Genomic DNA, 20,884 nt, shown 5'->3' with positions numbered 1-20,884 from the left:
TCACCGCGGCGTGCTGGGAAACCGCCCCATGATCGGGCAACAGCATCCGTTGCGTTAGGCAAGAGGGCAAAGCGCCTGTTTCCCCTTGGGGAAAGAAGACCCGTCTGGCGCGATCTCGGCTTGACCTCTTCGCCGCGATTACATAACCAAACCGTGGCGGGCCTGTAGCTCAACGGTTAGAGCAGAGCGCTCATAACGCTTTGGTTGCAGGTTCGAATCCTGCCGGGCCTACCATTTCATCACATCCCCCTCCCGCCATCGCGCTGCAGTCGCGACAGATCGTCGTGGCGGTCCACCTCTGGCCCTTGACACGAAAAAGGGTCAGGCAGTTACCCACCTGACCCACAGTTTTGTTAGCTCACTCAAACGGCTGCTACGCCGCTCAATCGGGCGATCAGGCGCCTGTCAGCTCTGCCGTGACATCCACCGGACGGCCAGACTGCAGCGACTGATTTGCAGCCTCAGCAAGGGCAAGCGCATTCACGCCGTCCTGAATGCCTGCGGGGACCGACTTTCCGTCCACAACGGCGTCGACAAAGGCAGACCATTCAATGCCGTAGGCCCGCATGTAGCGTTCGAGGAAGAAATAGACCGGCTTGGCTGAGGTAACGCCGGAGGTGGTGGATTTCACAACGGTGTTTTCCAGCTCATTTTCGGCCGCAAGCGTCCCGTCAGATCCCAGCACCTCAACTCTCTGGTCATAGCCATAAGGCGCACGGCGCGAGTTGCGGATGGTTGCAATCCGGCCATCTTCATACGTCAGAACAACGACCGCCGTGTCGATGTCGCCTGCTTCACCAATCTGCGGATCAACAAGGCACGAGCCGTGAGCCATGACGCTCTTGGGCATCCCGAAGAGATAAGAGCACATGTCGAAATCGTGGATCATCATGTCCCGATAAAGGCCGCCAGAGACCTTGATGTAGCTCACCGGAGGTGGCGCGGGGTCATAGGAGGTAACGGCCAGCATTTCCCACTTGCCGATTTCGCCCGCCTCAAGCGCCGCCTTGAGCGCCATGAAGTTCGGATCAAAACGACGGTTGAAGCCCATCATCATCGGCTTGTCATGGCTGGCCGCGATCTTGAGGACCTGATGCGCCCGCTCCAGTGACAGATCGATCGGCTTTTCACAGAAAATCGCCTTGCCCGCCTTAACACCTGCCTCGATCAGATCGGAATGCGTGTTTGTGGAGGATGCAATCAAGATAGCGTCGATGCTGCTGTCTGCTAGGATTTCGTCGGCAGAACAGGCCTTGATCCCGTATTCCGCTGCAAGCGCCTCGGCGGCTTCGGTCATGACATCGGTCACCGCGACGAGCTCGGAGCGCGGGTCGATTTTGATAGATGCGGCATGGACCTTGCCAATGCGCCCCGCACCAAAGAGAGCAACTTTCATGATTTGTCCTTTCAAGGAACTCAGAGGGATACACGTGCGCCGTCACGGGCGGATGTGTCGATTGCATGAATGACACGCTCAATGGCAAGCGCGTCCGTGAAATTCGGATATGTTTCCTGTCCGGCCGCAACAGCGCGCAGGAAATTTGCAACCTCGATGGTCTTTAGATCGCCAAACCCCAGCTGGTGGCCCGGCGCAGGACAAAAGGCGGCATAGGGCGGGTGATCGGCGCCCGTCAGGATCGTGCGGAACCCCTGCTCGGCCCGCGGGCCTTCATTGGTGAAAAGCTGCAGCTCATTCAGTCGTTCCTGGCTGAAGGTGATCATCCCCTTTGTGCCGTGGACTTCCCAATCCAGCTTGTTCTTGCGCCCCCAGGCAGAGCGCGAGGTACACATCGTCCCCTGTGCACCGTTTTTGTAGCGCAGGATGGCCGAAGCGGTATCTTCGTTTTCAACCGTACCATGACCAGAGCCATCAGGCATGGAGCGGGTTTTGTGAATGATCTGAGTGTCCGCGATGAGGCTGTCAATTTCACCCATCAGGACTTGCGACATCGACACCAGATGGCAGCCGAGATCCCCCAGCGTGCCCAGCCCCGCATCCGCGCGTCGCGCCCGCCAGGTCCAGGGCAAATTCGGGTCGGCTTGATAGTCCTCATCCACCCATCCCCGGAAATGGACCGGGGTGCCGATGACACCATCCGCGATCAGCTTGCGCGCATGTCCCACCGCTGGATTGTGGATGTAGTTGTATCCCACCATCGTATGAACGCCGGCTGTCCGCGCGGCGGCTTCCATCTCTTCGGCGTCTTCAATCGTCAACGCCATGGGTTTTTCACAATGGACATGTTTGCCAGCCGCAATCGCCGCCAGCGCCATCTCCTTGTGTAGGCCGTTTGGCGTGGTGATCGAAACAATGTCAACGTCAGGGGATGCCACCAGCGCGCGCCAGTCATCAGTGGGGCGGGCAAAACCGAACTGTCGTGCGTATTTCTGCGCACTTGCAGCTGGTGTATCGCAGAGGACGGACAGCTGCACCTCTGGCAGATCCCCAAAAACTGCGCCAGCCGCGCGATAGGCAAGCGCGTGGGCCTTGCCCATAAATCCGGTACCAATCAGACCAAGGCGTAGAATCACAACTCCCTCCCATATGGAATTTTTGTTCCATTTTTGGTGATGAGCGATTAAACTAAGCCTGTCAAGCAAGAGGACAGCCCGTGACAGAAAATGACCAGCAAGCGCAGCCGCCAGCAACCATCACTGCCGCGATTAACCGGCTGGATGAAATCATCGGAACCCTGCCGAAGCGGATGGATCAATGCGCCACATTCACCCGCCGCAATCTCCACCTTGTTGCCGTCTCGACTGTCTCCGATATGGCCAAGGCAGCGGGCGTTGCGCCCTCTGTCTACATGCGCTTCTGTCAGGTCTTCGGCTTTGGCGGCTATTCCGATATGCAGGCCCTTTTTCGCGAGCAGTACACCAGTTTTCGCCCCGACTACGAGGAACGGCTTGCCACACTGCGATCCGATCAGGACCACAGCAGCGGTCAACTGCTCGCCGATTTCGCCGAAGCTGGACAGAAATCGCTCATCTCTCTTGGAAATTCCGTTGCAAATGATGGCCTTATAAAGGTAGCAGAGGGCCTGTCCCAAGCCAGAATTGTTCACCTGATCGGTGCGAGACGGGCGTTTGCCGTGGTCAGCAACATGGCTTATCTTCTGGAAAACCTGGACGTGCCCACGCATCTGCACACCCACGTGGGCCACCTGAGCAATCACCACCTGGTCAGCCCCGAAGACGCCATGCTTGCAGTGACTTTCGCCCCCTTTTCGCAGACCACGATCAACGATGCCCGGATCGCAGCCGAACGTGGGGCGACGGTCTTTGGGCTGACCGATTCAGAAAAATGCCCCCTCTTCGAATTCGCGACCGAAACCCTTGTTGTGCGCGAACACGAGGTCGCGGGCTTCCGTTCCCTCAACGCCTCCCTCACCCTCACCACGGCGCTCTCCGTTCTGACCGCAGAAAAGCGGAAGGCAACTTGACTCAGCCTTTTCAAAAATGGAATAAATTTTCCACGGTTGCGATTCGAGACGGATCCACCCCTCGGCTGAAGGCCGAAAAGAGAGGGGCACCGTAGCCAAGATTTGTCGCTACGGACCTGATGGCCAGACGTATGGCCAACACATATGGGAGGAAGAATTGAAGACTTTGGTTAAAACAGCGGCTGTTGCCGCAACACTCGCATTGGCAGCACCCGCAATGGCGCAGGACATCATTGTTGTCGCCCACGGCCAGGCTAACGACCCGTTCTGGTCGGTTGTCAAAAACGGCGTCGACAAGGCGGCAGAACACACCGGTGCGAACGTTGATTTCCGTTCGCCCGAGACCTTTGACATGGTTCAGATGAGCCAGCTGATCGACGCAGCTGTGAACCAAGAGCCCGATGGGCTGGTCGTGTCCATCCCTGACGCCGACGCACTGGCACCGTCCATCAAGCGCGCGGTCGAGGCAGGTATTCCCGTGATTTCCATGAACTCCGGCTCTGACGTGTCCAAAGAGCTTGGCGCGCTGCTGCATGTTGGTCAGGACGAATACACCGCCGGCAAGGCCGCGGGCGAGAAACTGGCCTCTATGGGTGGCACCGTTGGCATCTGTGTGAACCAGGAGGTCGGCAACGTTGCGCTCGACCTGCGCTGCCAGGGTTTCTCTGACGGTTTTGGCGGGTCCGTTGACGTGATCCCGACGCAAAACGACCCCGCAGAAGTCGAAGCAAAGGTGAAAGCCGCTCTGGAATCCAACCCCGACATCGACACCGTGATGGGTCTTGGCGCGTCGCTGGTTGGTGAGCCTGCAATCCGTGCGGTTGCATCGGTTGGCCGGACCGGGGAAGTCAATGTTGCGACCTTTGACCTCTCCGCAAACTTCCTCGAAAGCGTCTCCAAGGGCGAAGCCGCCTTCGCAATCGACCAGCAGCAGTTCCTGCAAGGTTACCTGCCGGTCTCCTTCCTGGCGCTGAACGCAAGCTATGGCCTGATCCCCGGCGGCAACGTGCCTTCCGGCCCGAACCTGATCACCGCGGACAAAGCGTCCCAAGTGGTTGAGCTGAGCGCTGAAGGCATCCGCTAAGCCTTTTTCGCAAAACGTTTAATCCATTCAGGGGGCCGTGGCGCATTCTGCCGCGCCACGGCCTCTCTTTGTCTGAAGGGAGTGCCTGAGATGGCCAACATGGCCCAAACCGTCCAAGACGAACGTCTAAAACAAGAAGGCCTGGGAGCGCGGCTGATGAAGCGGCCCGAACTGGGTGCAATCGCCGGGGTTATCCTGGTAACCGCCTTCTTCCTGATCACCGCCGACAGCGCCATGTTCACGCTGTCTGGCATCATGAACTTCATGACCCCCGCAGCCCAGCTGGGCATCCTCGCGATCGGCGCCGCCATGCTGATGATCGGGGGGGAGTTTGACCTCTCCATCGGCTCCATGGTGGCTTTTGCAGGTCTCATTTTTGGCGCAAGTGTCGTCACCTTTGGCCTGCCCCTTATTGTGGCGATCCCGCTGACCATGGCGGTGGCGGCTGGTCTTGGCGCAATGAATGGCATGATCGTCCTGCGCACCGGCCTGCCCTCCTTTATCGTGACCTTGGCGTTTCTCTTCGTCCTGCGTGGCGCGTCGCTTGTTGGTCTGAAACTTGCGTCGGGCGGCTCTACCCAGCTGCGAGGCGTCCGTGACGCAGTTCAGGACGACTGGCTCGCGCCCTTCTTTTCCGGCGATGCCTTCGGTCCGATTTTCGTCGCGCTGGCAGAAATTGGCCTGATCGACACCTTCAAGAACGGCACCCCCAAGGTGCCCGGAATTCCGGTCGAAATCCTGTGGTTCATCGCGCTGTCGCTGGTTGCCACCTACGTTTTGCTGCGCACACCGCAAGGCAACTGGGTGTTTGCATCAGGCGGGGACCGCAACGCCGCTGCAAATTCCGGTGTTCCGGTGCGAAAGGTCAAGATCTCGCTCTTCATGGTGACAGCGATCTGTGCCGCATTGGTTGCCATCATCACCGTGATGGATGCAGGGTCGACCGACGCCCGCCGCGGGTTCATGAAAGAGTTCGAAGCCATCATCGCGGCGGTTATCGGCGGCTGTCTCCTTACCGGGGGCTACGGCTCGGCGATCGGGGCATTCTTTGGCGCCATCATCTTTGGCATGGTGACCATCGGGCTGACCTACACCGACTTTGACCAGGACTGGTTCCAGATCTTCCTTGGCGGCATGCTGCTGATCGCGGTTCTGTTCAACAACTATATCCGCAAGCGCGTGACGGGGGAGCGTTGATATGACCCAGGACACGACATTCCACCACGGTGATCCGCAGCGCGAAGCCAAGCCGATCATCCAGATGAAAAACATCGAAAAGCACTTTGGCAACATCATCGCCCTGGCTGGCGTCAGCTTTGACGTAAGGCCCGGAGAATGCCACTGCCTGCTGGGCGATAACGGCGCCGGAAAATCGACATTTATCAAAACGATGTCGGGCGTTCATCAACCAACCAAGGGTGAAATCACCATCGACGGCAAGCCGATGAACTTCACCAGCCCACGTGACGCGATGGAGGCCGGGATCGCTACGGTTTTCCAGGATCTTGCAATGATCCCCCTGATGAGCGTCACGCGTAACTTCTTCATGGGCCGCGAGCCGGTGAAGGGGCGCAGACCCTTCCGGCGGATGGACGTCGAAAAGATGAACGAGACCGCCGTCGAGGAAATGCGCAAGATGGGCATCAACCTGCGTGGCCCCGACCAGGCGGTTGGCACATTGTCCGGTGGCGAACGCCAAACGGTTGCCATCGCACGTGCCGTATACTTTGGCGCGCGAGTGCTGATCCTGGACGAGCCGACCTCTGCACTTGGCGTGCGCCAGACCTCCAATGTTCTGGCCACCATCGACCGGGTGCGCAAACAGGGCGTCGGGGTCGTCTTTATCTCACACAACGTCCGCCACGCGCTGGCAGTTGGCGATCGTTTCACCGTGCTTAACCGCGGTCAGACGCTTGGCACTGCCACGCGCGGCGATATTACCCCCGAAGAACTGCAGGATCTGATGGCAGGTGGTCAGGAATTGGCCCAGCTTGAAGGTTCTCTGGAAGGAACTGTCTGATGACAAAAGATCTTGATCTCATCACGATCGGTCGCTCCTCTGTGGACCTGTACGGAGCACAGATTGGCGGTCGGCTTGAGGACATGCGCTCGTTCGAAAAATATGTCGGCGGCTCACCCACCAATATGGCCACAGGAACGGCTCGGCTCGGCTTGCGCTCTGCCTTGCTGACCAAGGTCGGGGATGAGCACATGGGCCGTTTCCTGCGTGAAGAACTGATCAAGGAAGGTGTGGACGTCACGGGCGTCCTCACCGATCCCGACCGCCTGACCGCGCTTGTGCTTTTGGGCATTCGGGATGAAGAACAGTTTCCGCTGATTTTCTACCGCGAAAACTGTGCCGATATGGCGCTGAGTGTTGACGACGTGGATGAGGCATTCATCGCCCGCGCCCGGGCCGTTGTGGCAACCGGCACCCATCTGAGCAACCCACGCACCGAAGCCGCGGTTCTCAAAGCGCTGGAACTGGCGCGCAAACACGGCGCACAAACCGCGCTCGATATCGATTTTCGCCCCAACCTTTGGGGGCTGTCCGGGCACGGAGATGGCGAAAACCGTTTCATCGCCTCGGATGCCGTGACAGCAAAGCTCCAGTCGACATTGCATCTGTTCGATCTGATCGTCGGCACGGAGGAAGAATTCCACATCGCAGGCGGAACCACAGACACCATTGCTGCGCTGCGCGCGGTGCGCGCCGTATCCGGCGCGGTGCTGGTCTGCAAACGCGGTGCAGACGGGGCGGCTGCCTTTGTTGGTGATATTCCCGACAGCCTGAATGATGGGCAGACCGGCCCCGGCTTTCCCATCGAGGTGTTCAATGTCCTCGGCGCTGGTGATGGCTTCATGTCCGGTCTTCTCAAGGGTTGGCTCGACAACGAAGACTGGCCCACGTCGCTGAAATACGCCAACGCCTGCGGTGCGTTTGCTGTCAGCCGCCACGGCTGCACCCCGGCCTATCCAAGCTGGGAGGAACTGCTGTTCTTCCTCGACCGTGGGATCCAGGAAAAGGCCCTGCGCAAAGACCAGGCACTGGAGCAGATCCACTGGTCAACCACCCGCAAACTGGACTGGGACGACATCCGCGTCTTTGCGTTTGATCATCGCAGTCAGATGGAAGAGATGGAGGGCGCGACGCCCGAAAAGATCAGCGCCTTCAAAGAGCTGTGTCTGGAAGCTGCAGTTGCGCAGGCCGCCGGGCGCGGGGGCCACGGCATTCTGTGCGACGGTCGTGTCGGCACCCGCGCGCTCCATGCAGCTGCAGACCAGGGTCTTTGGATCGGACGTCCGGTGGAATGGCCGGGCTCGCGCCCCTTGCGGTTGGAGCCGCAGGTCGGAGAAGACTGCGGCGGGTTGAAGGAATGGCCTACGAATCACGTTGTGAAATGCCTGTGTTTTCCGCACCCGGACGATGATGATGCCATGTGGGAGGATCACCTCTCGACCGTCCGTCGCCTGTTCCAATCCTGTCGTCGAAACGGGCTGGAGTTCCTGCTGGAGGTCATCCCCTCCAAGGTGGGTGCGGTTGATGACACAACCACCCCAACCGTGATCCAGCGCATCTATGATGCCGGGATTTATCCCGATTGGTGGAAGCTGGAACCCTTCCGCACCGAAGCGGCCTGGGCTGCAAGCTGTGAGGCGATCGAACGCAATGACAAGCGGACACGCGGCATCGTGGTTCTCGGGCTGGACGCCCCGGAAGACGATCTGCGCGAGAGCTTTGCCCTTGCAACACGCTTCCCGCTGGTCAAAGGCTTTGCCGTGGGTCGGACCATCTTTGGCCAGGTGGCACGGGACTGGTTTGCAGGCAAGCTGGACGATCGTGAGGCCGTGAGCCGGATGACAGAGAACTACGCACGCCTCTGCGACATTTGGGGCGACGCGCGTGATAGCGTTCAAAAACAAAAAGCACAGGGAGCCGTTTGATGACAATGATCCGACTGACCGCCGCACAGGCCATGGTTCGCTATCTGGCGGCGCAGCTGAACGAAGATGGCGTGCCGTTCCTTGACGGCATCTGGGCCATCTTTGGTCATGGCAACGTCGCTGGCCTGGGCGAAGCGCTCTATGCTGAACGCGAGAGCTTTCGCACCTATCGTGGTCACAATGAGCAAACCATGGCCCATGCGGCCATCGCCTATGCCAAACAATCCGGCCGCAAACGTGCCATGGCTGTGACCTCGTCAATCGGGCCTGGCGCGACCAACATGGTCACGGCTGCCGCCCTTGCCCATGTCAATCGCCTCCCCCTGCTGCTGATCCCCGGTGATGTCTTTGCAGGGCGCGGCCCGGACCCCGTGTTGCAGCAGGTCGAGAATTTCAACGACGGCACCATCAGCGCCAATGACTGCTTTAAACCGGTTAGCCGTTATTTCGACCGGATCACCCGACCAGAGCAGCTGCTGACTGCCTTGCCGCGCGCCTTTCGCACGATGACGGACCCTGCCGACTGTGGCCCGGTGACACTGGCGTTCTGTCAGGACGTTCAGGCCGAGGCCTACGACTGGCCCGAGGCGTTTTTTGAGCCGCGCACGTGGTACATTCGCCGGGCTCTCCCGGATGCCCGAGAACTTGCACATGCGGCAGAGTTGATCAGGGCAGCGAAGAAACCCGTGATCGTCGCCGGTGGCGGGGCGCATTATTCAGGTGCCTGCGATGCACTGCGCGCCTTTGCCGAAACGCATCAGATCCCTGTGGTGGAGAGCCAAGCCGGCAAATCCGCCCTTGCCTGGGACCATCCTCTGAACCTGGGCCCCGTTGGTGTAACCGGCGCCGGGTCGGCAAACGAGATCTGCACGGATGCGGATGTGGTGCTGGGCGTTGGGACCCGCTTTCAGGATTTCACCACGGGATCCTGGAACCTGTTTCAGAACCCTGCTCGCAAACTCATCTCGCTCAATGTGGCCGCATATGATGCGATGAAGCACGGCGCAGAACCACTGTGCTGTGATGCGCTGATCGGGTTGGAACAGCTGAGCGAGGCGCTTGGCGACCATTGCGCAGAAGCGCCGCCTTCAGCCCTGAAGGAAGCATGGTTCGCGGCCGTCGACCCTCTGACCGCCGCCCCGCGAGACGACATTCAGTCGCCAAGCGACCAGCATGTGATCGGCGCAGTCCAGCGCAGTTCCGGCCCCGACACGGTCGTCATGTGCGCTGCGGGCACCATGCCGGGAGAGCTGCATAAACTCTGGAAGGCCCCCCGCCCCGGTGCCTACCACATGGAGTACGGCTATTCCTGCATGGGATATGAAATCGCAGGCGCCATGGGCATCAAGATGGCCCAGCCTGACCGCGAGGTGATCTGCATGATCGGCGATGGCAGCTACATGATGGCCAACTCCGAATTGGCCACCGCAGCCATGCTCGGCATCGATATGACTGTCGTGATCACCGACAATCGGGGTTATGGCTGTATCAACCGGCTGCAAATGGGCACCGGCGGAGCCGAGTTCAACAACCTGCTGGATCACAGCTATCACGTGAACCCAGCCAATATCGACTTCGCCGCCCATGCCGCCTCTATGGGGGCTGCGTCGGTTCACGTCTCTTCGATCGCGGAACTTGAAGACGCGCTGCAGCGATCGAAATCGGCAAAAGGTCCGTTTGTGATCGTGATCGATACAGATCCCTACCCCTCCACCCCGGATGGTGGGTTCTGGTGGGACGTCGCAGTGCCCGAGGTCTCGGCGCGCGAAGAGGTCCGCGCCAAGCGGGCGGAGTACGAAAAACAGATCAAAGCCCGCGCCTTGAATTGAGCGCCCACCCCGTGTCGCTGACCTGCGCGACGCGGGGGACCGAAGTATCAAGACAACAGACATTGGCGCGTTGAGCCGCGTCACAACAGAAAGACCACGACCATGAGCGTCAAGATTGGTATCTCCCCCATCGCCTGGCAGAACGACGACCTGCCGGACCTGACCGCAGCCTACACAATGGAACAGGCCCTGAGCGAGGCACGCGACATCGGCTACACCGGCGTTGAGCGCGGCCGCCGTATGCCGCAAGACACCGAAGGCCTGCGCAAATACTTGAACGAGTATGACATTGCCCTGTGTGGCGGTTGGTGCTCTGGCAATCTTTTGGTCAATGATGTCGCCACCGAAAAGGCCGCCATTCAGGAACAGGTGGAGCAATTTGCAGCCCTTGGCGCGCCTTGTCTGGTCTATGCCGAATGCTCAAACACCGTTCAGGGCGATCAGGGCACACCGGTCAACAACCGCCCCAAGCTGAGCCGTGACGACGTGCACGGCTATGCCGCCAAACTGTCGGAGATCGCCAAATGGATGACGGACAAGGGCCTGCCGCTTGCCTATCATCACCACATGGGCGCCTTTATCGAGGATCAACAGGACATCGACTGGCTGATGGAGGCCAGCAGCCCCGAGGTCACGCTGCTTTATGATACAGGTCATCTGGTCTTTGGCGGCGGTGATCTGTTGGGGACGTTGGACAAATGGGGCGACCGGATTCACCACGTCCATTACAAGGATCTGCGCGCCAACATCGCCTCGCAGGCGCGGGCTGAAAACTGGTCCTTCTTGGATGCCGTCATCGCAGGTGCCTTTACCGTCCCGGGCGATGCCGAGGGTTCCATTGACTTTGCGGCTGTCACGGAAAAACTGGCCAAGATGGACTATGCTGGCTGGATCGTGGTTGAGGCTGAACAGGATCCCGCAAAGGTCGCCCCATATGAGGCGTCCAAACTGGGCTATGAAACGATCCGCGATCTGTGCACCCGCTACGGCCTGACCGTAGAGGCATGATGCACCTCAAAACACAGGAGGCAAAGCCATGAGCGATCTGCTCAGAAAACCCTTTGGCACCCACGGCGAAGTGCATCGCATCACCCCGGAAAGCGCAGGTTGGCGTTATGTCGGTTTTGCGCTGCACCGTTTGCGGGCGGGCGAAACCGCGGCCGATGTGACTGGCGACCGTGAGGTCATTCTGGTCATGGTCGAAGGCAAGGCAAACATCACTGGCGCAGGTCAGGATTGGGGCGAGCTTGGCGACCGGATGAACGTCTTTGAAAAGACGCCGCCGCATTGTCTCTATCTGCCCAATGGCAGTGACTGGACCGCTGAGGCGACGACGGACTGCACCATTGCCGTCTGTTCAGCCCCGGGCAAGGGCGGGCACGACGCACGCCGAATCGGCCCTGACGGCATCACCCTGACAGAGCGTGGCAAAGGCACAAATACGCGGTACATCAACAATATCGCGATGGAAGCCGAAGACTATTGTGACAGCCTGTTGGTGACAGAGGTCTTTACCCCCGCAGGTCATTGGTCCTCCTTTCCCAGCCATCGCCATGACGAAGACGACTACCCCCGGATCACCTATCTGGAAGAGACCTATTATCACCGGCTCAATCCGGCCAATGGCTTTGGTATTCAGCGCGTCTACACCGATGACGGGCAGTTGGATGAAACCATGGCTGTGGCAGATGGCGATGTCGTCCTTGTTCCGCGCGGTCATCACCCCTGCGGCGCGCCTTACGGGTTTGAGATGTACTATCTCAACGTGATGGCCGGCCCCTTGCGCAAATGGCGTTTTGTGGCAGCGCCTGAGGTGGAATGGATCATGGAACGCGACGCAAAGTGAGATCCGCGCAAAGCGGTACAAAATGACGGGCGCGGGATCATCTCAGATGGTCCCGCGTCTTTTTCAACTAACGATCAACAGGCAAACCGCTGGGCACGCTGTCCGGAACACGCGAACGCTGCTCTCGGGCGGCCTTTCCCGTCAGGGACGTCAAAAAGCTGACCAATGCGTCGATGTCGTCATCGCTCAGGTCATTGCGCAGATAGATATCGCGGGTGCGCGCCTGCCGCGCCATTTCCAGACGGTCGCTCTGGATGACAAAATCAATCGGCGCAAGCCAGTCCACCTGCGGCAATGTCAGATCAGCCGGTGTCCAGGATGCCCTGCCCTCTTCCGGGTCAAGATGATGGCGCACCATTCGCTCAAGCGTGGAATAGGCCCCATTGTGACCATAAGGCCCGGTCAATTCGACGTTGCGCAGCATCGGGGTTCTGAACCGATAGGCGTCTGCGAGATCATCACTCTCGCCCATGCGGCCCACATCCCGCGCATAGGGATCAAACCGGCGTGCGCGACCTGGGCCAAACGCAGGCAATCCAAGTGCATGAAATTTCTGATCCGACAACAGAGCCCCCGCATGGCAGCCGCTGCAGCCCGCCGAGCCGAAAAACAAATCGGCGCCCCTTCGCTGCAAGGGTGAGAGCGCGGCCTGATCTCCGGCCAGAAATGCGTCAAACGGGCTGTCGAACGAGGTAAAGTCTTGCACCATGAAATGGGCCAGCGCCTCTGCTATGTCGGTGATCTGCACCTGCTCTGCTGTGGTTACGTGGTCAAATGCTTCAACAAACGCCTGCCCATAATCCGGCACTGCACGCACACGTTTGGCGATGATTGGCCAGCCAAGATCGATCCGGTCCCTGACGGCTCCGATGACTTCGTTCTCTCCCACATTGCCCGCCATTTCAAAGCCGCTGGTCATCGGAAACAATGCCTGCGCCGCCAGAACCGATTGCAGCCCCTGCGGCAACCATTCCTCGGCCGGGGTGTTAAAGCCGTTGCCATAGATCGGATCGCGGCTGATGCGGCCATCGTGCATCAAGACGGCAATCGACGTCGCGCCAAGGTTCCAAAGCGCCGGAGCGTTTCGCGGAATGCGTTTCTGTATCCGGTCGACGCCCTCACCCGAGCGCCGTTCCTGCCCCAGCCCAGATGCCCCCTCACCGAGGCCCAGCGAGAGACCATCAGAGGTGCCAAACCTCGGATTATGACAGGTTCCGCAGCTGATGTTTCTGTTCCCAGACAGGATCTTGTCGTAAAATAGCAGCCGCCCCAACTCGGCCTTGGCTGGATTGGTGGGCATAAAATCACGCGCCCGCAGCGGGGCGGGAAACCCAGGGCGGGTGACAACCGGTTCTGCGCCGTCCGCAAAAGAGGCACCCGCCGCCAGACCGGTGGCAACCGCCCCCGACGCCAAGGCACAACGAAGGGAAATGAGATGCGCCAACACCTGCTGAAACTGGCCACCGCTGCGATGATGTCGCTGTGTACGCCCCTGCCTGCCCTGGCCGAAATTGAAGCGGCGCGCGATCTGATGGAAGCAGGCCAGTTTGAGGAGGCCAGAGCCGCGCTCTGGCCTGCGGCCCGGTCCGGGAATGCCGACGCCGAAGAGCTGATTGGTGTGATGTATGCCATGGGGCTTGGCGTTGAGCGAGACGACCAGCGCGCCTTTGAGTGGTATCTTCGGTCTGCGATGAAAGGACACCCCGGCGCCCAGTCTGGCATCGGTTGGTACTATGAGATCGGCCGCGGCATGCCTGCCCCCGATCTTGTCCGCGCGTATATGTGGTACACGCTTTCGGCCATCGGAGGAGACCCCGATGCCGCCATCAGCCTTGAGGAAGTGGTGAAGAAAATGACGCAGGACGAGATTGAGAAAGCGCATGTTCTTGTCGAAGATTACAAGGTCTGGATGTACCCGTTCCGCTGAGCGCTCAGCATTGGTCGGACACATGCTGCAGGAAACCAAAAGAGAAAACGGCGCGAGGTGATCCCCGCGCCGTTTCCTTTGGTTTGGCTCAGTTCAGGTCCGCTGCGCGGGCTGCGCTGACGTCTGCCTCAGCTTCTGCGACCGCGTCGGTCAGTGCGGTAAAGATCTCATCCCCGCGGGTCACGTTCGACTTGAACCAGTCATAGACCGGCTCCGCTGCGGTTTTGAAGGCCGCCTTCTGTTCGGGTGTCGGAACATAGAGATCGCCACCCCCTGCAACAAAATCCTCATAGGCCTGGATCGACTTGCGCTTGGGCGAGGCAAAGGTTGCCTGCTGCAAGGCATAGAAGCCGTCAACAACAACCTGGCGCATGTCTTCGGGCATGTTCATGAATGTCTGGTTCGACATCCACCACAGCGCCCCCATGTAGGCGTGCCCATCAAGGGTCACATATTGCAGACCAGCATCCGGGAACTTCATCCCCATGATGTCGGTAATTCCGTTTTTGGAGCCCTCAACCACACCGGTCTGGAAGGAGGTGAACAGCTCTGGCCACGGGATCGGCGTCGGCGACGCACCAAGGGCCTTCACCAGTTCCTGCGGAAGATCGGCGACAACGGTCCGGATTTTCAGGCCTTCCATGTCAGACGGCTCTGCGACGCGGCGTTTCGTGTTGGCAAAGTTGCGCCAGCCGCCGGTGTTGCCAATCGTCATCAGGCGGATGGCATCACCGGAATCCTCCAACGCCATCTTGCGCATCTGGCGGGTGAAATCGCCCGACAGAACATGTTCTGCAATCCGGTCATCCGCCATCAGATAAGGCAGATCGAGAACCTGCACATATGGGAACAGGCCAGAGGCGCCGCCAGATGTGGAGATATAGACGTCGATGGATCCATCCGCCACGCCCTGAAGGCATTCCGCCCCGTTGGAGCAAAGCTGCGTACCGATGAACAGCTCAACCTCGATCGCACCGTTTGACGCGGCTTCGACGTAGTTCTTGAACACGACCAGACCGTCATAATCCTCGTCGTTTTCGTTCGAGTTTGCAGTCGCACGGATGGTGTAGTCAGCGGCATATGCCGACAGAGCAGTTCCTGCCATCAGGGCCGACAGGGCCACCGTCTTTACCAAATTCCTGAGCATCGTTTCTCCTCCTGTTGCTCTTTTATTCTGGTTTATTCGCTTGATCTGTCAGGCCCCTAGTTCAGGAACCCGGTCAATTTCGGCACCGTCAGCGAAATCGCTGGCACAAAGGTGATCAGGAAGATCACGGCGATTTCGATGGCAAGGAACGGCAGGATGGCCTTGGCGATGGTCGTCACGCGCTCTTGCGACACAGCGGCCGCAACGAACAACACCAGCCCCATCGGCGGTGTCGCGAGCCCCACAGTCAGGTTCACGCACATGATGATGGCGAAATGCACGGGCTCAACCCCGAGCCCTTCGAAAACCGGGCCAAGGATCGGGCCGAGGATGATGATTGCGGGCCCTGCATCCAGAAACATCCCGACCACAAACAACAGCAGATTGATCAGAAACAGCAGGATCAGCGGGTTTTCAGACAGGGTCAGGATGAACCCAGCCAGCTGTTCTGGCGCGTGGCTGAGGCTCACGACGGTTTTGAACGACATCGCGGCCCCAACCAGCAGCAGGACCACAGCCGAGGTGATCCCCGCCCGAGAAAAGACCTCCGGCAGGTCCGACAGCCGCATGGAGCCAAGAATGCCAAAGCTGATCAACAGCGCATACGCCACGGCGACTGCGGCCGCCTCTGTCGGGGTGAACACTCCCGCCAGAATGCCACCAAGGATCAGCACGGGCGTCTGCAAAGGCACCACCGCGCGCTTGCACACGACGCGGAAGTCTGCGCTGACCACACGGCGCAAACCCAGCATCAAACCATGTGCCAGCAGCACCCCCCCCAGAAAGCTGAGCCATGCCCCCTGCGCACCGGCGCTGTCGCTGAGTGGGACAAACTGGGAAAACAACAGACCAAGGTTCAGCCGCACCAGTGCAAAGGAGAACCACGCTTCAACCGCGCCGATCTCCACCTTGTCAAACACCACACGCCGGGCGGCAGGCAGCTCATACCGATCCGCCATCATCCGCACCATCACCATCAGACCTATGCCCACCAGAATACCCGGCACGATCCCCGCAAGAAACAGCGCAGCGACACTCTCGCCCATGACATAGGCGTAGATGATCATGATGCCGGAGGGCGGGATAATCGGCCCGATCACCGAACTGGCCGCTGTGACTGCTGCGGCGAATTTACGGCTGTAGCCTTCCTTCTCCATCGCTGGGATCAGCATGGAGCCAAGGGCAGAGGTATCCGCCACAGCAGAACCTGACAGCCCTGCAAACAGGATCGACGACAGGATATTCACCTGTGCCAAGCCCCCCCGCAGATGGCCCATCAGCGCCTGCGAAAACTCAACCAGGCGCACGGTGATACCACCGCGGTTCATCAATTCACCCGCCAGCATGAAAAACGGGATCGCCATGAGCGGAAAACTGTCCATCCCGTTGTAAAGATTGCGATACAGCAGGGTCAGATCCCGTTCCTGACCGTTTAGCCACAACAGGGCTCCGGGGGCTGCCAACAGGCAAAAGAACACCGGCAGGCCAACCATCAAGAGAAACAGGAACAGCGGCAGGAACCAGATCAGCATTATTCTGCGCCCCCCATGGTCAGCCCGGGCCGCGGCGGGATGCGATCCCCCCGCCCAAACAGCCGCACGATGCGTTCCAGGATCAGCTCAACATTGACGAGGATCAACAGCGCAACACCAACCAATAGCGACAGCATCATCCAGCTGCGCGGAACACGGTACCATTCGTCAAAACCAAGCGATGTCGGCACATAAAGCGAGGCGGTTGCAAAGCGCCCGCCAAGGCCCATCACCTCCTTGTAGCCGATCTGAACCCCGACGATCAGAACCGCCAGGCAGATCGCCAAAAGAACCAGCTGCAGCAGGTGAAAGGCCGCCCCGCGCAGCACGTTGTCCATCACGTCGATCGCAACAAACCCGCCGCTGCGAAAAGCGGTGGGCGCCATCAGGCCCGTCATCCACAACATGCAGAACCGCGCCGCCTCGTCCGGCCAAGGCAATGCGCTGCCCAGAACATATCTGAAAAACACCTGGATCAGGATTGCCGCCACCATGAGACCAATGGCAAAAACGCCCACCCAACGGCCGACTGCAAGCAGGCCGGTGTTGAGCGGGCGCAGAAAGTTCAGCACAGACAGGATCGCCGTCATCCCGGCGCCCCCCTATTGTTTCCTCCCAATGTCATCTCCCTTCTGACATTTCGCCCTGCGGCGTCTGGCTCATGGGCCTTTTGGCTCTTTTGTCTTGCTGGCCCCGCCCTCCCCGGCGCGGCGCAGGTGCGTCGTACTTTGTCCCAACGGGCTGCGGGTCATTCGGCGGCGATCTGGCCCATTTGACCGTTGTAGAATGTCAGCGCATCGCCACCTTCGCGCATGGTCGCGCGATCGACATGGCCCAGAACAATCATATGATCGCCGGCGTCATGCAGCGCAGATCGTGTGCATTCGAACCGTGCCAGGCAGTTGTCCAGCAACGGCACGCCATCGGTGTTGCGCTCCAGAACCAATTGGTTCAGCCCAAAGGCATCTTTTGCCACCTGCCAACACAGGTCATCCTGATCCGCAGCCAGCACATGGATCGCAAAATGCTGAGCGGTTTCAAAATACGGGAAACGCCGCGATGTCTTGTCTGGCGACCATAAAACCAATGGCGGTGAAAGCGAGACCGAGGAAAAACTGTTCGCGGTGATGGCCACCGTCCCCTTGTCACAGGCAGCGGTGACGATGGTCACCCCTGTCGCAAAGCGGCCAAACGCATCGCGCAGCAGTCGCGTGTTGTCAGGCGCCGGGACAAAGCTCTGTTTGCCCGCACCCGTGTTCGCAGCCATCATGGAACCTCCTGACCAAGCGCAGCCTCGTAGAGGCTGAACCAAGTTTCGCGGTCCAGATCGACTTTCAGCGCATCCGACGCCCGCTTGATCCGGTCGAGGTTGTTCGTCCCAAGAACAGGCAAGATATGAGCCGGATGGCGCAGGAGAAAGGCAATCGCAACCGCAGCTCTATCCACCCCCTGCTGCGAGGCAATCGCGTCTAGGCGATCGGCAACGCCACCGCTGCTGGTCATCAGCCCACCACCACCAAGCGGTGACCAGGCCATCAGGGGATGATCCTGGCGCTGATGAAATGCCAGATCTCCATTGGTGAACGGGCGGATTTCAGAGAGCGAAATCTCAATCTGGTTGGTCGCAAGTGGCGTTTTCATTGCCGACTGCAGCAATTCCCAGTCCCAGGGGCGGAAATTCGACACACCAACCGCCCGCACCTTGCCCGAGGCAACAACCTCGTCCAGCACCGCGCCGGTTTCGCGGTGATCCATCAATGGATCCGGCCGGTGGATCAACAAAAGGTCAATATGGTCCACCGCCATTTCCTGAAGCGATGTATCAACTGACGACAAAATATGAGCCCGGCTGGTGTCGTAGTATTTGACCCGCTTATCTGCATAGCGTCCCATCGGCGCAACGATGTCGCATTTGGTGACGATTTCCATTTGCGCCCGCAGGGCCGGATTGGCCTTGATTGCCTGTCCCAAAATGCCCTCAGCAGCATAGCCACCATAGATGTCAGCCTGATCAAAGGTGGTGATCCCCTGCTCAAGACAGGCGTTGATCTTGGCTTCGACATGCGCGGTCGAGGTGTCGCTATCGTCTCCCAGACGCCACATTCCATAAACCAAACGGCTCAGGCTCAGGCCCGGTGCGATTTCGATCCGTTCCATCAACGACGTACTCCATTCCCGAGAGGTGTGGCCGGAACCGTTGCAGGCACCCGGCCATATTCATGCGGCAGCGAACAGGTTTTCAGATGCGGCATGACCCGTGTCCCGAAATGTCGCGCCTCTTCCAGATGCGGGTAGCCTGACAGCACAAAGGCCCGGATCCCCATTTTCTGATATGCGTCCAGTTTTGACATAACCTGATCCGTTGACCCGACCAGTGCCGCCCCACAGCCAGAACGCGCCCGGCCAACCCCGGTCCAGAGGTGTGGTTCGATGTAGCCGTATTCATCCGCGACTTCGCGGTTCTTGGCCTGATGAGCAACGCCAAGCGAGGTGGCATCAAGGGCACGGTCGCGGATCGCCTTGCCCTGTGCTTCGTCCAGTTTGGAGACGATATACTCAGCGTATTCGTTCGCCTCTGCCTCTGTGTCACGCACAATCATATGAACCCGCAGACCGTAATCCAGCGTTCGTCCATATTGCTCTGCAACGGCATGGACCGCTTTCATCCGGCCTTCCAGCTCTTCCATCTTTTCCGGCCACATCAGGTAGACGTCGCAATGCTCTCCGCACAGATCCAGCGCCGAAGGGGAATAGCCACCGAAATACAAAAGCGGGCCACCGGTCTGATAGGGTTTTGCCGGATCTGTCGTCAGCCCGTTGAAGGAATAGACTTCTCCCTCGTGGTTGATTTCATCCTGCGTCCAGGCCTGCTTGAGAATTTCCACAACCTCGCGCGACCGCTGATAGCGAAACGCGCTGTCGGCCTTCTCGCCCGGAAAATCAGAGGAGATGATGTTGACGGTCAGACGCCCCTCCAGCATGTGATCCAGAGTCGCCAGCGTGCGCGCCAGCATGATGGGCTGCATTTCACCACAGCGAACCGCTGCCAACATGTTGATCTTGCTGGTGATCGGCGCGCAGCCCGCAACAAAGCTGAGCGTATCCTGCCCCACCTGATAGGACGACGGACACAGGATGTTGCGAAACCCCTGCGCCTCTGCCTCTTTCACGATGTCAGAGCAATGAGCCCAGGATGATCGCAGATCCCCATCTGGCACGCCGAGAAACTGATAATCGTCCGAGCAAAGCGCCGCGAACCACGACACCTCCACAGCGTCAAGATCTGCCGACGTAATGGGAACAACGCTCATCAACCTCTCCCTCGCGTTTCGCAACTTAACTCTTGCATAGCCTGCGCCTTGATGTATATCAATGGTGTATCAATTTTTTGACTTCAGCGACCATTAGCCCCATGCCAAACACCCGCGCCACCGGCTCTGCCCTGCCTCTCTATCTCCAAATCAGCGAGGCCCTGACCCGGGAAATCGCCTCTGGCCGCCTGGCTGACGGCGAACGTCTCGCGCCGGAACGCCAGCTGGCGCAACAGTATGGAACAACCGTAAGAACGCTGCGCAAGTCACTGGCAGAAATGGAAAAACAGGGGATGCTGGAACGCATCCAAGGGTCCGGAAACTACATCCGCTCGACCCAAAGCGCCCAAAGCATCTATTCCATGTTCCGCCTTGAACTACACAGCGGAGGCGGACTGCCGACCGCGGATATCCTATCTGTAGAAGAATGCCCAAAACCGGCGGATCTACCGGCCTTTGGCACTGCCGAGACCGGCACCAGAATCCGTCGCTTGCGCTATCTTGACGATGTCATAATCGCGGTAGAGGAAATCTGGCTGGACCGCGACGCAGGTCAGGTAAAGGCCGATCAGCTGTCCGATTCTCTTTATAGATATTACCGCATGGCTCTCGGCTTCTGGATCACCCGTGCCGAAGACAGGGTATCGCTTGGCCCGGTCCCGGACTGGGCGCCAGCGCATTTTTCCAAACCTGCCGGAACCACCGTGGGCTATATCGAACGGCTCAGCTGGGCGCAGGTCTCTGCCCCGGTGGAATTTTCGCGCACCTGGTTTGACCCCGACAAAGCACTCTATGTGCAGCGCCTGACTTAGGAGGAAAC

At 59.3% G+C, this 20,884-nt stretch carries 19 protein-coding genes and 1 tRNA gene; 11 read left to right on the top strand and 9 right to left on the bottom strand.

The genetic code is table 11. From position 1 onward, the window contains the following. The first annotated feature begins 158 nt into the window (after positions 1 to 158). Positions 159 to 234: transfer RNA gene (locus NIT7645_RS05435), tRNA-Ile, on the top strand. A 160-nt stretch (positions 235 to 394) separates the two neighbouring features. On the opposite strand, the gene iolG is transcribed toward NIT7645_RS05435, so the two are convergent. Both iolG and NIT7645_RS05425 read right to left on the bottom strand, forming a co-directional pair. After that, positions 395 to 1,396 (bottom strand): inositol 2-dehydrogenase, encoded by a 1,002-nt coding sequence (gene iolG / locus NIT7645_RS05430; RefSeq protein ID WP_050686314.1) that lies wholly within the window; start codon positions 1,394 to 1,396, stop codon positions 395 to 397. Positions 1,397 to 1,416: 20 nt separating this feature from the next. Then, the gene (locus NIT7645_RS05425; protein WP_074964227.1) at positions 1,417 to 2,532 is read right to left on the bottom strand and encodes a Gfo/Idh/MocA family protein; all 1,116 of its coding nucleotides are present in this window, start codon (positions 2,530 to 2,532) and stop codon (positions 1,417 to 1,419) included. Between the two features lie 80 nt (positions 2,533 to 2,612). On the opposite strand from NIT7645_RS05425, the gene NIT7645_RS05420 reads away from it, so the two are divergent. The 8 genes from NIT7645_RS05420 to iolB all read left to right on the top strand — a co-directional run bounded on the left by NIT7645_RS05420 (position 2,613) and on the right by iolB (position 12,147). Continuing rightward, positions 2,613 to 3,443, top strand: a complete 831-nt coding sequence (locus NIT7645_RS05420) for a MurR/RpiR family transcriptional regulator (protein WP_008560784.1) — start codon at positions 2,613 to 2,615, stop codon at positions 3,441 to 3,443. A gap of 157 nt (positions 3,444 to 3,600) precedes the next feature. Next, positions 3,601 to 4,527 carry a sugar ABC transporter substrate-binding protein gene (locus NIT7645_RS05415; RefSeq protein WP_050686310.1) on the top strand — a complete coding sequence of 309 codons (927 nt, stop codon included), beginning with the start codon at positions 3,601 to 3,603 and terminating at the stop codon, positions 4,525 to 4,527. Between the two features lie 90 nt (positions 4,528 to 4,617). Continuing rightward, positions 4,618 to 5,724, top strand: coding sequence for an ABC transporter permease (locus NIT7645_RS05410; protein ID WP_008560832.1), 1,107 nt, complete (start codon positions 4,618 to 4,620; stop codon positions 5,722 to 5,724). 1 nt (position 5,725) lies between these two features. Beyond that, positions 5,726 to 6,547, top strand: a complete 822-nt coding sequence (locus NIT7645_RS05405; RefSeq protein ID WP_008560427.1) for an ATP-binding cassette domain-containing protein — start codon at positions 5,726 to 5,728, stop codon at positions 6,545 to 6,547. After that, a complete protein-coding gene (locus tag NIT7645_RS05400; protein ID WP_008562381.1) occupies positions 6,547 to 8,472 on the top strand; it encodes a bifunctional 5-dehydro-2-deoxygluconokinase/5-dehydro-2-deoxyphosphogluconate aldolase in 1,926 nt (641 codons plus the stop codon). Before NIT7645_RS05405 ends, NIT7645_RS05400 begins: the two co-directional genes overlap by 1 nt. After that, complete coding sequence (iolD, locus tag NIT7645_RS05395; protein WP_008561214.1) at positions 8,472 to 10,301, top strand: 3D-(3,5/4)-trihydroxycyclohexane-1,2-dione acylhydrolase (decyclizing); 1,830 nt, start codon at positions 8,472 to 8,474, stop codon at positions 10,299 to 10,301. The genes NIT7645_RS05400 and iolD overlap by 1 nt, the downstream gene beginning before the upstream one ends. Before the next feature lie 102 nt (positions 10,302 to 10,403). After that, a complete protein-coding gene (iolE, locus tag NIT7645_RS05390; RefSeq protein ID WP_008559975.1) occupies positions 10,404 to 11,309 on the top strand; it encodes a myo-inosose-2 dehydratase in 906 nt (301 codons plus the stop codon). 28 nt (positions 11,310 to 11,337) lie between these two features. Next, a complete protein-coding gene (iolB, locus tag NIT7645_RS05385) occupies positions 11,338 to 12,147 on the top strand; it encodes a 5-deoxy-glucuronate isomerase (protein ID WP_008562824.1) in 810 nt (269 codons plus the stop codon). Positions 12,148 to 12,214: 67 nt separating this feature from the next. On the opposite strand, the gene NIT7645_RS05380 is transcribed toward iolB, so the two are convergent. Beyond that, complete coding sequence (locus NIT7645_RS05380) at positions 12,215 to 13,447, bottom strand: cytochrome-c peroxidase (RefSeq protein ID WP_110732320.1); 1,233 nt, start codon at positions 13,445 to 13,447, stop codon at positions 12,215 to 12,217. Between the two features lie 171 nt (positions 13,448 to 13,618). On the opposite strand from NIT7645_RS05380, the gene NIT7645_RS05375 reads away from it, so the two are divergent. Continuing rightward, positions 13,619 to 14,074, top strand: coding sequence for a tetratricopeptide repeat protein (locus tag NIT7645_RS05375; RefSeq protein WP_037302441.1), 456 nt, complete (start codon positions 13,619 to 13,621; stop codon positions 14,072 to 14,074). 88 nt (positions 14,075 to 14,162) lie between these two features. Here the strand turns inward: NIT7645_RS05375 and NIT7645_RS05370 are convergent, their stop codons facing one another. The 6 genes from NIT7645_RS05370 to NIT7645_RS05345 all read right to left on the bottom strand — a co-directional run bounded on the left by NIT7645_RS05370 (position 14,163) and on the right by NIT7645_RS05345 (position 20,064). Next, positions 14,163 to 15,221 carry a TRAP transporter substrate-binding protein gene (locus NIT7645_RS05370; protein WP_008561604.1) on the bottom strand — a complete coding sequence of 353 codons (1,059 nt, stop codon included), beginning with the start codon at positions 15,219 to 15,221 and terminating at the stop codon, positions 14,163 to 14,165. A gap of 56 nt (positions 15,222 to 15,277) precedes the next feature. Continuing rightward, entirely contained in the window at positions 15,278 to 16,753 is a 1,476-nt protein-coding gene (locus NIT7645_RS05365) for a TRAP transporter large permease (RefSeq protein WP_008559007.1), read from the bottom strand. Continuing rightward, positions 16,753 to 17,343: a TRAP transporter small permease gene (locus tag NIT7645_RS05360; RefSeq protein WP_037302444.1), complete on the bottom strand. Its 591-nt coding sequence runs from the start codon at positions 17,341 to 17,343 to the stop codon at positions 16,753 to 16,755. The genes NIT7645_RS05365 and NIT7645_RS05360 overlap by 1 nt, the downstream gene beginning before the upstream one ends. Positions 17,344 to 17,501: 158 nt before the next feature. Beyond that, positions 17,502 to 18,020 (bottom strand): flavin reductase family protein, encoded by a 519-nt coding sequence (locus tag NIT7645_RS05355; protein WP_037302850.1) that lies wholly within the window; start codon positions 18,018 to 18,020, stop codon positions 17,502 to 17,504. Further along, positions 18,020 to 18,910, bottom strand: coding sequence for an aldo/keto reductase (locus tag NIT7645_RS05350; protein WP_008559597.1), 891 nt, complete (start codon positions 18,908 to 18,910; stop codon positions 18,020 to 18,022). Before NIT7645_RS05350 ends, NIT7645_RS05355 begins: the two co-directional genes overlap by 1 nt. Then, positions 18,910 to 20,064: an LLM class flavin-dependent oxidoreductase gene (locus NIT7645_RS05345; RefSeq protein ID WP_008559901.1), complete on the bottom strand. Its 1,155-nt coding sequence runs from the start codon at positions 20,062 to 20,064 to the stop codon at positions 18,910 to 18,912. The genes NIT7645_RS05350 and NIT7645_RS05345 overlap by 1 nt, the downstream gene beginning before the upstream one ends. Before the next feature lie 101 nt (positions 20,065 to 20,165). Here NIT7645_RS05345 and NIT7645_RS05340 point away from each other — a divergent pair, with 101 nt between their 5' ends. Then, the gene (locus NIT7645_RS05340) at positions 20,166 to 20,876 is read left to right on the top strand and encodes a GntR family transcriptional regulator (protein WP_008560310.1); all 711 of its coding nucleotides are present in this window, start codon (positions 20,166 to 20,168) and stop codon (positions 20,874 to 20,876) included. Positions 20,877 to 20,884 lie beyond the last annotated feature (8 nt).

This window comes from Phaeobacter italicus (genome assembly GCF_001258055.1).
Lineage (GTDB): Bacteria > Pseudomonadota > Alphaproteobacteria > Rhodobacterales > Rhodobacteraceae > Phaeobacter > Phaeobacter italicus.
Note: the sequence above shows the minus strand (reverse complement) of the source record. Positions and strands in the feature narration are given on the sequence as shown.

What these genes read in the sequence shown, in the direction of transcription:
- iolG (WP_050686314.1), bottom strand. Translation starts at nt 1,396, where the DNA reads ATGAAAGTTGCTCTCTTTGGTGCGGGGCGCATTGGCAAGGTCCATGCC.
- NIT7645_RS05410 (WP_008560832.1), top strand. Translation starts at nt 4,618, where the DNA reads ATGGCCAACATGGCCCAAACCGTCCAAGACGAACGTCTAAAACAAGAA.
- NIT7645_RS05405 (WP_008560427.1), top strand. Translation starts at nt 5,726, where the DNA reads ATGACCCAGGACACGACATTCCACCACGGTGATCCGCAGCGCGAAGCC.
- NIT7645_RS05400 (WP_008562381.1), top strand. Translation starts at nt 6,547, where the DNA reads ATGACAAAAGATCTTGATCTCATCACGATCGGTCGCTCCTCTGTGGAC.
- iolD (WP_008561214.1), top strand. Translation starts at nt 8,472, where the DNA reads ATGACAATGATCCGACTGACCGCCGCACAGGCCATGGTTCGCTATCTG.
- iolE (WP_008559975.1), top strand. Translation starts at nt 10,404, where the DNA reads ATGAGCGTCAAGATTGGTATCTCCCCCATCGCCTGGCAGAACGACGAC.
- iolB (WP_008562824.1), top strand. Translation starts at nt 11,338, where the DNA reads ATGAGCGATCTGCTCAGAAAACCCTTTGGCACCCACGGCGAAGTGCAT.
- NIT7645_RS05380 (WP_110732320.1), bottom strand. Translation starts at nt 13,447, where the DNA reads ATGCCCACCAATCCAGCCAAGGCCGAGTTGGGGCGGCTGCTATTTTAC.
- NIT7645_RS05375 (WP_037302441.1), top strand. Translation starts at nt 13,619, where the DNA reads ATGATGTCGCTGTGTACGCCCCTGCCTGCCCTGGCCGAAATTGAAGCG.
- NIT7645_RS05370 (WP_008561604.1), bottom strand. Translation starts at nt 15,221, where the DNA reads ATGCTCAGGAATTTGGTAAAGACGGTGGCCCTGTCGGCCCTGATGGCA.
- NIT7645_RS05365 (WP_008559007.1), bottom strand. Translation starts at nt 16,753, where the DNA reads ATGCTGATCTGGTTCCTGCCGCTGTTCCTGTTTCTCTTGATGGTTGGC.
- NIT7645_RS05360 (WP_037302444.1), bottom strand. Translation starts at nt 17,343, where the DNA reads ATGACGGCGATCCTGTCTGTGCTGAACTTTCTGCGCCCGCTCAACACC.
- NIT7645_RS05355 (WP_037302850.1), bottom strand. Translation starts at nt 18,020, where the DNA reads ATGGCTGCGAACACGGGTGCGGGCAAACAGAGCTTTGTCCCGGCGCCT.
- NIT7645_RS05350 (WP_008559597.1), bottom strand. Translation starts at nt 18,910, where the DNA reads ATGGAACGGATCGAAATCGCACCGGGCCTGAGCCTGAGCCGTTTGGTT.
- NIT7645_RS05345 (WP_008559901.1), bottom strand. Translation starts at nt 20,064, where the DNA reads ATGAGCGTTGTTCCCATTACGTCGGCAGATCTTGACGCTGTGGAGGTG.
- NIT7645_RS05340 (WP_008560310.1), top strand. Translation starts at nt 20,166, where the DNA reads ATGCCAAACACCCGCGCCACCGGCTCTGCCCTGCCTCTCTATCTCCAA.